This window comes from Streptomyces sp. NPDC088553 (assembly GCF_044752965.1).
Lineage (GTDB): Bacteria > Actinomycetota > Actinomycetes > Streptomycetales > Streptomycetaceae > Streptomyces.
The window spans coordinates 1-12,679 of record NZ_JBIVMG010000017.1 but is presented as its reverse complement, the minus strand read 5'-3'; the positions used below and the strand labels follow the sequence as shown (position 1 = coordinate 12,679).

The window sequence follows — 12,679 nt, the reverse complement described above, 5'->3', positions numbered from 1 at the left end:
GGTGACGTCCCCCCACCCCGCACCCGTCGCCGTGGACCCGGTCGTGGCCGCCCTGGGCGGGCTCGGCACGCCCCTCGACTGCACGGGCACGCGCAGCCTGTCCCTGGAAGGGCCGCTCGTGCTGTGGCTCGTCGTCGAGGGAGAACTCGACCTGTTCGCGATCGACGCGGCGCAGGAGGGCCACTGGCACTTCCTGGGCCGCCTGGCACCGGGCACGCTGCTGCTCGGCCCGGCCGAGGGCCCCGGCCACACCCTGATCGGCCGCCCCCTGCAGGGCTGCCTGCTGCGCCGCATCGAACTGCGCGAGCTGCAGCCGTACGGACAGGGGGAGTACGGCCACGGGGACTACGGACAGGGGGAGTACGGCCACGGGGAGTACGGCTACGACCCGTACGGGCAGGGCCGGTTCGGGCCGGAGGCGTACGGACCGGGGGAGTACGGCGTCGCCGAGGTGCCGTTGAGCCCCCTGGAGAACGCCTTCGCGCTCGGCATCGGGCGCGGACTGCGCGTCCTCTACCAGGCACCTCTGGAGAGCCGTGCCACCGCCGGCCCGGGCGCGGCCGACGACGACGTCCTGTGGATGCAGATCACCCCGGGCAGCGTCCGGTACGGCGCCGTGTACGAGGGGTACGACGGGTACGACACCGCGGCCGCGCTCCTCGTCGACGGGGCGATGTGGCAGGGCATGGTCGACCAGCAGTACCGGCTGCTGTACGCCCTGGACCACTGGATCGAGCAGGTCGAGCGCGCCCACGAGGACCGCACGGCGGCCGGCATCGAGGCCGGTGAGGCCGCCCGGACCCAGGCCGACCAGGCCCTGCTCGCCTCCATCGGCCGCCCCGGCGGCCGGTCGCGCGGGGCGTCCGGGCGCGGCGGGGGCGACGACGCGGCCTTCGCCGTCTGCCGGCTGGTGGCCCGCGAGGCGGGCATCACCCTGTCGGAGCCGGTCGGGACCGGGGCCGACGCCGGGCGGACCGACCCCGTCGAACGCATCGCGCTCGCCTCACGGATCCGCACCCGGGTCGTCAGCCTCCACGGCCGCTGGTGGCGCGAGAACAGCGGACCCCTGGTGGGCAGGCGGGAGCGGGACGGCGCACCCGTCGCCCTGCTGTGGCGGCGCGGCGGCTACGAGGCCGTCGACCCCGCCACCGGCACCCGGGAGCGGGTGGGCGCCGCCGACGAGGGTTCCTTCGAACCCGGCGCCGTCATGTTCTACCGACCGCTGCCCGACGGGAGGCCGAGCCTGCCGCGGCTGCTCCGGTTCAGCCTGCGGGGGAACGGCGGGGACCTGCGCGGCCTCTTCGTCGGCGGTCTGGTCGCGGTCGGCCTCGGCGCGCTCGTCCCCATCGCCACCGGGAAGGTCCTCGGCGAGTACGTACCGCGCGCCGAGGACAGCCTCATCGTGCAGACGGCGCTCGCGCTCGTCGCGGCGAGTGTCGTCTCGGCCGCCTTCATGCTGCTGCAGAACATCGCGATCCTGCGGATCGAGGGCCGTATCGAGGCCACCCTGCAACCGGCTGTCTGGGACCGGTTGTTGAGGCTGCCGGTGACGTTCTTCGCCGGCAGTTCCACCGGAGAGCTGGCGAGCGCGGCGATGGGGGTCAGCGCCATCCGCAGCGTGCTCTCCGGCATCGGCTCGGTCTGTCTGCAGGCGAGCACCGTCGGCACGATGAACCTCGTCCTGCTGCTCTTCTACAGCGTGCCCCTGGCCCTGGCCGCGCTCGCCATGCTGTTCGTCATCGCCGCCCTCTTCCTGGGGCTCGGACTGTGGCAACTGCGCTACCAGCGGCGGCTGCTCACGCTCGGCAACAAGCTCAACAACCAGGCGTTCCAGACCCTGCGCGGGCTGCCCAAGCTGCGCGTGGCCGCCGCCGAGAGCTTCGCCTACGCCGCCTGGGCGCGGGAGTTCGCCCGCACCCGGGAGCTCCAGCAGCGGATCGGCCGGATCAAGAACGCCATCACCGTCCTCAACGCGGTCTGCTCGCCGCTGTGCATGCTGGTGATGTTCATGCTGCTCGCGGGACCGGCCCGGGGCAGCATGTCCGCCGCCGAGTTCCTCACCTTCAGCACGGCCGTGACGATCCTGCTGTCCTCGGTCACCCAGCTGACCGGCGCGCTCATCTCGGCCGCCGCCGTGCAGCCGATGTTCGAGCAGATCGGGCCGGTCTTCCGGGAGACCCCCGAGGTGCGCGGCTCCAGTACCCGGCCGGGGGTGCTGAGCGGGGCCGTCGAGGCGAAGAACCTGTCCTACCGGTACACCGACGACGGCCCGCTCGTCCTGGACGACGTGTCGGTGCAGGTGCGGCCCGGCGAGTTCGTCGCGATCGTCGGGGCCAGCGGCTGCGGCAAGTCGACCCTGCTCCGCCTGCTCATCGGCTTCGACAGGCCGGTCGCGGGCAGTGTGCTGTACGACGGTCAGGATCTGGCGGCGCTCGACCGGGCGGCCGTACGCCGACAGTGCGGCGTCGTCCTGCAGAACGCGCAGCCGTTCTCCGGCTCGATCCTCGACTGCATCCGCGGGGCGGAGCCGTACGCGCCGGAGGAGGCATGGGAGGCGGCCGCGATGGCCGGTCTGGCCGAGGACATCAAGGCCATGCCCATGGGCATGCACACCATGCTGTCCGACGGCGGCGGCACGGTCTCCGGCGGCCAGCGTCAGCGGCTGATGATCGCCCAGGCCCTCATCCGCAAGCCGCGGGTCCTCTTCCTGGACGAGGCCACCAGCGCCCTGGACAACGAGGCCCAGCGCGTCGTCATCGAGTCCACGCGCGCGCTGCGCGCCACGCGTGTCGTGATCGCCCACCGGCTGTCCACGATCATGGACGCCGACCGGGTGATCGTCATGGCGGACGGCCGGGTCGCCCAGCAGGGACCGCCGGCCGAACTGCTCGCCGACACGAGCGGTCCGTTCCACGCGCTCGTACGCCGCCAGCTCGGCTGATGGGCTCCCCGCGCGGATGGATGGAGAGGGCATGTTTCGGAATCCGAGCCTCCCGGACGGAAAAGCCGGAATGCCTCGACGGAAGGGCTTTCGATCAGGGAAGCTGTCCCCAACAGGCCTTCATATAGGCGCAGTTGAGCACATTCCGCATCATTCCGGGGGAGAAGATGAAGAGAACCGCTCACATGTGGCTGGCGCGTACGGCAGGCATTGCGGCCACGGCGGTACTGATAACCGGCGGCACGGCCGGCGCCTCGTTCGCGGCCGAGACGGACCGCGCGGCCGCGACCGTCGTGGCCTACGACCCGCCGGTCAACAGCACCGCGAACTTCGCCGTGGTCGCGACCACGCACCCCGACACCGTGGGCTGCAACGGCTACAACGTGACCGGCACGGGAACCGCCACCGGCAAGCCCACCACCGGCGGGACGTGGACGCAGACCGAGGTGGTGTGTACGGCGACCATCCCCGGCAAGTACGACATCAAGGGGACGGCGACCATCACGGAGAGCGACGGCGACCAGCTCACCCTCACGTACCAGCTCACCGCGCCGCTGACCGCGGACACCCTGGTCTACCCGACCGGTACGTTCCAGATCACCGGAGGGACCGGCAACTTCGCGTTCGCGACCGGCAGCGGCAAGATGAACGCCCGGGTCAACCTGCTGGACCACGACCACGTCACCTCCAAGATGCTGGGGGACATCTTCTTCACGGGCTGACCCCGACCGGGGCCACAACACAGGGGCGGTCGACGGCACGTCGCCGTCGACCGCCACCGGAGCCGGCTCCCCCCAGGGGCCGGCTCCGCCCTTCTGACGGCGCAACCTCCAAGGGGCCGCACCATGAAGAGCACGATGCAGGACCGCGAGCTGCTCGTCCGTGACCTCCTCGCCCACGGGCAACGCGTCCACGCGGACAGCCGGGTGATCCGATGTGCCGACGCCCAGAACGAACGGTCCTTACAGACCTTCGCCGACATCGCCGCCCAGGCCGAGCAACTCGCCGCCGCACTGTCCGGGTTGGGCGTGCGGATCGGCGAGCGCGTCGCCACGCTCGCCTGGAACACCCCAGAACACCTGGTGGCCTATCTCGCCGTACCGAGCATGGGCGCCGTGCTGCACACCCTCAACCTCCGCCTCCACCCCGACCAGTTGGGCTACATCGTCGAGCACGCGGAGGACTCCGTCCTCCTGGTCGACTCGACCCTCCAGGACATGCTCACCCCCCTGCGGGACCGGCTCGGCAGTGTGCGCCACGTGGTCGTCATCGGCGACGCGCCGGAGGTCGACCTGCCCGGGCACATCGCCGTGCACCGCTGGGACGACCTCCTCGCGGCCGAGCGGCCCGGCTACGTCTGGCCCGACCTGGACGAGCGGGAGGCGGCCGCGCTCTGCTACACCACCGGCACCACCGGGGACCCCAAGGGCGTGGCCTACAGCCACCGCTCGATCTCCCTGCACACCCTCGGCGTCTCGGGCGGCTCCGGCTTCGCGATGCACGACGGCGACCGCGTCCTCCCGATCGTGCCGATGTTCCACGCCAACGCCTGGGGCTGGCCGTACTCCGCCTGGCTCGCCGGCTCCGACCTGATCATGAACGGCCGGCAGCTGCACACCCCGGACCTGGTCCGCATCATCAACGAGGAGCGGCCCACCGCGGTGGCCGCGATCTGCACGATCTGGAACAGCCTGGTCCACCACGGCGAACAGCACCCGCTCGACCTCAGCAGCGTACGGCTCGCGGGCTGCGGCGGCGCGACCCCGCCGCGCGCCCTGCTGCAGCAGCTCAAGGACCGCTACGGGGTCCGCCTCACGCAGGGCTGGGGACTCACCGAGACCAGCCCCCTCGCCACCTTCGCCGTCCCCCCGTACGGCACCCCCGACGAGGAGGAGGTCGGCTGGCTGGCCAAGAGCGGCCGGGTGATGCCCTACGTCGACGTACGGCTGATCGCCGAGGACGGCACCGAACAGCCCTGGGACGGAACCTCGGTGGGCGAACTGGAGCTGCGCGGGCCCTGGGTCACCGGCTCGTACTACAACACCCCCGACTCCCCGGAGAAGTTCCACGACGGCTGGCTGCGCACCGGCGACCTGGGCGTGATCGAGCCCGGCGGCTGGGTGGTGGTGAGCGACCGCCTCAAGGACGGCATCAAGAGCGGCGGCGAGTGGATCTCCACCATCGAGCTGGAGAACGCGATCATCGAGCACCCCGCCGTCCTGGAAGCCGTCGTGGTCGGGGTCCCCGACCCGCGCTGGGAGGAACGCCCCCTGGCCTGCGTGTCGTTGGCGCCGGGCGCCGAGGCCGGCGGGGACGAGCTGCGGGAGTTCCTGGCCGGGCGGGTGGCACGCTGGTGGGTGCCGGAGCGCTGGTCGTTCGTGGACGCGGTGCCCAAGACCAGCGTCGGCAAGTACGACAAGCGGGCCGTACGCACCCTGTACGCCGAAGGGTCGCTGGACGTCTGGCTCCCGGGCCCCGGTGACTCCGACGCGCAGACGCCCGCGGGGCCCGGCGCGCCCCGGGAGTGAACGACGGAGCGGCGCCCCGGACGCCCTGGAGCACCAGGACCGTCCGGATCGCCGCTCCCTCAGCCGTCGCCGGTCCGCCGGCCTCAGGCCGCCAGCCGGTCCGCCGTCTCGGCCAGCAGCTCCCGCTGCTGGCCGGCGTCGAGCCCCAGCTCCCTCACCAGCCGGAGCGTCAGCACGAGCCGGGCCTGGATCGTCGTCTCGGGGTCCGGGTGCTCACCGCCGGGCGCCGCACCCCCGTCGAGTCCGGCGGCGACCAGCCCTTCGAGGAAGACCGGGTCGAAGTCCTCCGCGCCGGCGTCCAGCGAGCCGAGGACCTCCGCGACGTAACCGCTGATCTCCGGCGGCGTCGCGCCCTCCGGGAAGCGACGGCGGGCCGCGATCCCGAAGGCGACGCCGACCGCCTGTCCGTACCGCGGCTCGGTGGGGTCGAGAGCGGCCGACTTCTGGGCGAACCCGATGAAGTCGAACGCCAGCAGCGCCCCCAGCACATCGAGTTCGGTGGAGATGGCACTGGTCATGACGGCCGGCCTTCTGTCGTGGTCGGAGTGGTCGGAGTGGTCGGAGTGGACGGAGCGGTCGTGGTGTCCTTGCCCCGGGCGGCGGCGACGAGCGCCGTCGCGACATGCTCGGCGTCACGGCCGACGAAGCCGATCAGCGCCGAGCCGCGGGTCCGCATCCGGTACAGCCCCACGTAGTGGCTGCCGGGCACGGCCCCCGTGCCCTCGGTGTGCCGCGGCTGCCCGTCGGCGTCGAGCATCTCCGGGTCGAGCCAGCTCCAGTCGGTACGGAAGCCGGTCGCCCAGATCACCGTCGACGGCTTCACGCGCTCGCCGTCCGCGACCAGGAGCTCGGCGCCGTCGGCCGCCGTGATCCGGCCCACGGTCCGGATCCCGCCCGCCGCGACGAGCTCCGGCACCCGGTCGCCGACGACCGGATCGGGCGCCTGCATGCTCACGGGCAGCCGCATCACCCCGAGGACGCTCATCCACCAGAACATGTCCCGGCCGACGACCGTCTGCGGCAGCGGCGGTGAGACGGCCTCGCTGCAGCTGAGCACCACGTCGTGGGTCGCGGACAGCTCGGCGGCGATCTGCCGGCCGGAGTTGCCGTCGCCGACGACCACCACGGTCCCCGGCGCCACCTGCGCGGGGCTCCGGTACTCGGTGGTGTGCAGGGTGGGCACCTCCGGGCTCAGCGCGGCGGCGAACTCCGGAAGACGGGGTATGCCGAACGCCCCGGTCGCGATCACGACCTGCCCGGCCCGGCAGTCGCCGTGCGTCGTGCTCAGCAGATAGCCGTCGCCGTCCCTGCGTACCGACAGCACCCGGTGGTCCGGCAGCACCGGCAGGTCGAACCGCTCGGCGTAGTCCCGCAGATACGCCACCACCTCGTCCTTGCCGGGGTAATGCCTGCCGTCGCCGGGGAAGGGCCGGCCCGGCAGCCCCGAGAACTGCGCGGACGTGAACAGCGTCAGCGAGTCCCAGCGCCGTTCCCACGTCTCGCCGACCGCGCCGCCCGCGTCGAGCAGCACGCACTCCACGCCGGCCTGCCGGAGGTGGTACCCGACGGCGAGCCCCGACTGGCCCGCTCCGACGACGGCGACCGGCACGGTGGCCGGCAGCGCGCTCGTCCGCTCACCGGCCTCCCGGCGTACCGGGTCGGCCTGATCAATTCCCATACCGATTGTCCTCACTTCTTGGACCTGGACCCGTGGAACCCGAAGGACCGGCCCGGGGTGGACCGGCCGGGCCGCCGGAGGGGCGGCCCGGCCGGGACGGTTCAGTGGGCGTCGAGAGCCCGGCTCAGCTCGTCCGCCAGGACCCGCAGCCGCTCACCGCGCATCACCGTGTAGTGGTCGCCCGGTACGTCGACGAGGGCGGCGTCGCCGGGGAAGTACTCCATCCAGCGGGACGCGGTCTCGACGGACGCGCCGCCGTCCGCCGCCCGCAGCGACAGCACCCGGCCGGCGAAGGAGCTGGGCGCGTACCGCAGCAGGGCACGGTAGTTGCTCTGGAACCGGCCGACGATGGAACTCAGCGTGTCGAGGTCGATGTCCTCGGACAACGCCCCCGCCGCACGCGCCTCGGCGTGCAGCACCTCCACCGGCGGACGGCCGTCGAACGCCTCGGCCGGCAGCTCCCACTCCACCCCGGCGAGGCCCGCCAGGTCCCGGGCGAACCAGGACAGCAGCACCTCGTCGGAGACCGGCGCGCCCTCGGCCGGTCCGGGCCGCTCCATCAGGTCGACCACGGCGAGCAGCTCCACCTCGGCCCCCGCCGCGGTCAGCTGGGCCGCCATCTCCAGGGCGATGACACCACCCATCGACCAGCCGCCGACCCGGTACGGGCCGTCGGGCAGCGCCTCACGCACCGCGGCGACATAGTGGGCGGCCATGTCCTCGACGCTCAACAGCTCCGTGTCCGGGAGCTGCAGCGCGTAGAACGGCTGGTCGTGGCCCAGGAGTTCGGCGAGCTCCGCGTAGCAGAGCACATCACCGCCGACCGGGTGGACGAACACCAGCGGCGTCCGCCAGCCCGTGGTGCGCACCGGCACCAGCGCCCGGCGGCCGTCCTCGACGCTGCCGGCCTCCCGTACCGCCTGGGCGAGCAGCTCGATCGTCGGCCGGGCGAAGAGGCTGGACAGCGGCAGGCTGCGGCCCAGACCGCGGGCGATCCTGGCCATCAGACGCACCGCGAGCAGCGAGTCCCCGCCGAGGTCGAAGAAGCTCGCCGTCACCCCGACCTCGGTGACACCGAAGAACTCCGCCCAGATGTCCGCGAGTCGGCGTTCCACCTCGTCACGGGGGGCGACGAAGCCGGCGCCCTCGACGGCGACCTCGTCGGGTGCGGGCAGCGCCGCCCGATTGACCTTGCCGTTGTCGCTGAGCGGCAGCTCGTCCAGGACGAGGATGCGCTGCGGCACCAGGTGCTGCGGCACCACCTTGCGCAGCGACTCGGTGATCCGCTGCTCGGTGTCGTCGCGCCCGTCGTCCAGGACGACGTACGCGATCAGCCGCTTGGGGCCGTGCTGCTCGCCCGCCGCGACGACCGCGGCGGCCCGTACGCCCTCGCACTGGGTGAGAGCGGCCTCCACCTCGCCCAGCTCGATGCGGTAGCCCTGGATCTTGACCTGCGAGTCCTGCCGGCCGAGGAACTCGATGGTGCCGTCCGGCAGGAAGCGCCCCAGGTCGCCGGTGCGGTAGAGCCGCTCACCGGTGACCGGGTGGTGCAGGAAGGCGGCGCTGGTCTTGGCCTCGTCGTTCAGATACCCGCGGGCCAGCCCGACCCCGGCGATGTACAGGTCGCCGGGCACCCACACCGGGCACGGCCGCATCGCGGCGTCGAGCACGTGGAAGCGCTGGTTACGCATCGCCTTGCCGTAGGGGATGCTCACGCAGTCCTCGTTGACCTCCCCGATGGGGTGCAGGATCGACCAGATCGACGCCTCGGTGGCGCCGCCCATGCTCCACAGCTCGGCGTCCTCCAGGAGCAGCCGGATCCGGCCCGGCAGGGTCACCGGGATCCAGTCCCCGCTCATCATGACCAGCCGCAGCGGCAGCCCGGTGAGCCGGTTCGCGAGGGCGTGCTCGGTGAACATCTCCATCAGCGCGGGCACGCTGTTCCAGATCGTCACCCCGTGCTCGGTGACGAGCTCCGCCCAGCGGGCGGGCTCGCGGTGCGCCGACGGCTCGGGCAGCACCAGGGCGCCGCCCGCGGACAGCAGTCCGAACACGTCGTAGACCGACAGGTCGAAGTGCATCGCGGACAGTCCGAGGGCCCGGTCCGCCGCGGTGACGCGATATCGCTCGTTGACGTCGACGATCGTGTTCAGGGCCGCGCCGTGCTCGATCATCACGCCCTTGGGCAGCCCGGTGGAGCCCGATGTGAAGATCACATAGGCGAGGTCGGTGGGCTTGGCCCCGGACGGCCCGAGGGGTTCGAGCTCGTCGCCCGGTTCCCGGCCCGCGCCGTCGCCCTGCTCGCCGGCCCCTTCGTCGGCCCGCACCACGGTCCTGGCCACGTCCTGCGGCCAGTCGGCGATGTCGTCCACCCACGGCTGGGTGACCACCCGGCTGATCCCGGCGCTGTCCAGCAGCACATGCAGCCGCTCGGCGGGCACCCGGGCGTCGATCGGCACGTACGCCGCACCCGCCCGCAGGATGCCGAGCGCCGCGACGACCTGCTCCCAGCCCTTGTCCATGACGATGCCGACCAGGTCACCGGGGCCGGCCCCCAGCGCGCGCAGCCGGTGACCCACCTGGTGGGACCTGCGCTCCAGATCCGCGTACGTCAGGGTCAGCGACCCGGTGATGACCGCGGGCGCGTCGGGCGTCTCCGCCGCCCGGGCGAGCACGGCGTCGTGCAGCAGCCCGTCGGGCACCGGCCCGTCGGTGGCGTTGGCCTCGGCCCGTACCTCCAGGTCGGCGACGGGTGCGAGGGCCGGCCTGGGCCGCTGCCAGGCCGCCGCGTCACGGGACAGATCGCGCAGCGTCCGCTGGTAGGCCGCGAACATCGCGTCGATGCAGCCCGCCGGGAACAGCTCCTCGATCACGTCCCAGTTCAGGAGGAGTTCACCGGCCTCCTCGACCGCCTGGTGGTCGAGCCACACCTGCGGGGTGCGGACCGAGCTGCTCACCTGGCGGCCGTTCTCACCGATCCCGGCGAGGTGCCGCACGACGCCACCGCGCTCGCCGTCCTGCTGACCGGCCATGTTCACCAGGCTGGTGAAGACGACCGGTGCGGCGGCCCGCACCGAGGCGCCACGCGCCCGGTTCAGCTCCCGGAGCACCTGCACACCGCTGACCTGGCTGTGCTCCATGTCGCTCCACAGCCGGCTCTGGACCGCGGAGGCTCGGGTGGCGAACGAGTCGGTCGCCACGTCGCGGATCTCCAGCATCAGCGTCGTGGAGAACTGACCGATGACATCACCGACCTGCGGGTGCAGCGGCAGCCGGTTGAAGTAGAGCAGGTTCAGGGAGAAGTCGGGAGTGGCGCTCCACTCCGCGATGACCTGCGCGTACGCGGTGCACAGCGCCGCCGACGGGCTGACCCCGGCCGCCGCGGCGTGCTGCTTGAACCGGTCCCAGTCCTCCTTGGCCAGGGTCGCGCCACGGTGGTTGAACACCGGCCGGTCCAGGCTCGACGGGTCGACCGCCAGAGGCAGCTGGGGCGCGGGCGGCAGGGTGTCGAGCCGGTCACGCCAGTAGGCGAGCGCCCGGTCGTACTCGGGTCCGGCCTCCAGGGCGCGGGCCTCCCTGACGTAGTCCCGGTAGCGCAGCCGCAGTTCGGGCAGCGCCTCACCGCGGTAGTGCGCCGCCCACTCCTTGAACAGGATCGACGTGCTGAAACCGTCGATGATCAGGGCGTCGAAGCCGGCGTGCAGCCGGATCACCCGCTCGTCGACGCGGGTCACCCGCACGTCGAACAGCGGCCAGCGCGTGGTGTCGAAGACCTGGTGCCGCATCTCCTCGTGCACGGCGACCAGTTCGGCCTCGCGCTCGGCCGGGTCCAGGGCGGAGGCGTCGGTCTCCCGGATCACATAGGCCGGGACCTCGCGCTGGATGCGCTGCTCGCCCTCGGCGGTGAAGACCGCCCGCAGCATGTCGTGGCGCTCGATCATCGCCCGGAAGGACGCGCCGAGCCGGTCCAGGTCCACGTTCTCCAGGTCGATCTCGATCTGGAAGTACGTGGAGGTGTTGCCGAGTTCGAAGGCGTCGCCGCGGCCCACGAGGTAGGCCTGCTGGAGGTCGGTCAGACCGAACGGCTCGTAGGCCTCGGAGTCGTCCTCGACGACGACGGCTCCACCGTCGCTCTGGGGGACTTCGCCGCCGGCCTGCGGGACTTCCGCCTCCGTACCCTCGTGGCTCTGCGTGCCGGAGCCGAGGGCGGCCAGGATGTCGTCGGCGATGTCCTCGGTGGTGCGGCCTTCGAGGAACGCCGCCATCGGCAGCAGGACGTCGAACTCCTTGTTCAGCGAGGTCCGGATCTTCATCGCGATCAGCGAGTCCAGACCGAGCGCCTGCAGCGACTGCTGGGCGTCGAGCCGGGCCGCCGTCGTCCCGAGGGCACGGGCGACGGTCCGGGTCACGAGGGTCCGCGCCGCCTCGGGCTCCACGGCGGGTGGCGCCTCGTCCGCTGCGGCCGGGGTCGTCGTGGTGACGTGAGCCGGGGCCGTCGTGGTGCCGACACCCGGGGCCGTCGTGGTGACGCCAGCCGGGGCCACCACGGCCTGGCGCGCCCCGGGCTCCGTCACCGGCCGGGTCAGGGCGGGGACGAACCGTACGCCGTCGGCCTCGGCCACCAGCCGGCCGTTGGCCGAGACGAGCCGGATACGGGCCCGGGTGCCGCCTTCGAACAGTTCGGCGTGACATCGCAGCCCGTCCTGGGGGCCGCCGCGGTCGTAGTGGACGAAGCGTTCGAGTCCGGCCGGCACGAGGGCCGGGCCGTCCGCAGGGAAGCAGGCCAGCGCGGTCTGGAACATCGCGTCGACGAGCCCGGGGTGGATCACGTACGCCTCGGTCTCACCGGGCACGGCGGACCGGATCTCGGCGGTGGCCTCGTTACGGCCGAGCCTGATCCGTTCCACCCAGCGGGCGGCGGAGCCCAGGTAGAGGGCGCGCTGCCACAGCAGCCGGTACAGCTCGTCGCCGGTCAGCTCCCGGCCGGACCCGCCCGCCGCGAGCGCCACCGTCGCCGCGGCCGCCGCGCCCGACTGGGCCCGGGCCTGCGCGTGCAGCTCCCATCCACCGGCCGAGTCCTGCGCGTAGTAGCTGAACTGGTCTCCGTTCACGATGATTTGAGCCGCGCGCTCGGTACCGGCCGGTGCGAGCGCGAGATCGGCGGGGAGTTCCAGGTCCTGGACGGACACCGGTCCCGGTCCGGCGAGTTCGGTGACCGCCTCGATCAGCGACTCCACGAACACTCCGGCGCTGACCACCGGCCGCCCGCCGACCACGAAGTCGCCGAGGCAGGGGTGCGCCGACGGGTCGAGCGGCGGGGAGAACTGCGCCTGCGCGAGCGGCGACGACGGGAGCCGCACACCCAGCAGGCTTGCCGACTCGGCGGCCTGCGCCACCGGACGGGGTGCGCTGGGCGCCGCCGCGGGAGCTTCGAGTGCGAGCCAGTAGTGCTGGCGCTGGAAGGGGTAGGGGGGGAGTTCGACGGTGCGGGCCTGGTAGGGCTGGAGGAGTGTGGGCCAGTCGATGGTGGCG

6 protein-coding genes are annotated in these 12,679 nt (G+C 72.6%); 3 read left to right on the top strand and 3 right to left on the bottom strand.

The features are described from left to right. The first annotated feature begins 1 nt into the window (after position 1). From ACIP8Z_RS36685 to ACIP8Z_RS36675, 3 genes are all read left to right on the top strand, one after another. On the top strand, positions 2-2,941 hold the full coding sequence (locus tag ACIP8Z_RS36685) for an NHLP bacteriocin export ABC transporter permease/ATPase subunit (protein WP_402091174.1): 2,940 nt from the start codon (positions 2-4) through the stop codon (positions 2,939-2,941). 167 nt (positions 2,942-3,108) lie between these two features. Continuing rightward, entirely contained in the window at positions 3,109-3,663 is a 555-nt protein-coding gene (locus ACIP8Z_RS36680) for a hypothetical protein (protein WP_402091172.1), read from the top strand. 123 nt (positions 3,664-3,786) lie between these two features. Then, complete coding sequence (locus tag ACIP8Z_RS36675; RefSeq protein WP_402091170.1) at positions 3,787-5,469, top strand: long-chain fatty acid--CoA ligase; 1,683 nt, start codon at positions 3,787-3,789, stop codon at positions 5,467-5,469. A gap of 83 nt (positions 5,470-5,552) precedes the next feature. Here ACIP8Z_RS36675 and ACIP8Z_RS36670 read toward each other — a convergent pair whose 3' ends face one another. The 3 genes from ACIP8Z_RS36670 to ACIP8Z_RS36660 form a co-directional block, all read right to left on the bottom strand. Further along, a complete protein-coding gene (locus tag ACIP8Z_RS36670; RefSeq protein WP_402091167.1) occupies positions 5,553-5,987 on the bottom strand; it encodes a hypothetical protein in 435 nt (144 codons plus the stop codon). Further along, positions 5,984-7,147 (bottom strand): flavin-containing monooxygenase, encoded by a 1,164-nt coding sequence (locus ACIP8Z_RS36665; RefSeq protein WP_402091165.1) that lies wholly within the window; start codon positions 7,145-7,147, stop codon positions 5,984-5,986. The genes ACIP8Z_RS36670 and ACIP8Z_RS36665 overlap by 4 nt, the downstream gene beginning before the upstream one ends. Before the next feature lie 101 nt (positions 7,148-7,248). Continuing rightward, positions 7,249-12,679, bottom strand: a 5,431-nt coding sequence (locus ACIP8Z_RS36660; protein ID WP_402091163.1) for an amino acid adenylation domain-containing protein, incomplete at its 5' end; no start/stop codon positions are given.

What these genes read in the sequence shown, in the direction of transcription:
- ACIP8Z_RS36675 (WP_402091170.1), top strand. Translation starts at nt 3,787, where the DNA reads ATGAAGAGCACGATGCAGGACCGCGAGCTGCTCGTCCGTGACCTCCTC.
- ACIP8Z_RS36665 (WP_402091165.1), bottom strand. Translation starts at nt 7,147, where the DNA reads ATGGGAATTGATCAGGCCGACCCGGTACGCCGGGAGGCCGGTGAGCGG.
- ACIP8Z_RS36680 (WP_402091172.1), top strand. Translation starts at nt 3,109, where the DNA reads ATGAAGAGAACCGCTCACATGTGGCTGGCGCGTACGGCAGGCATTGCG.
- ACIP8Z_RS36670 (WP_402091167.1), bottom strand. Translation starts at nt 5,987, where the DNA reads ATGACCAGTGCCATCTCCACCGAACTCGATGTGCTGGGGGCGCTGCTG.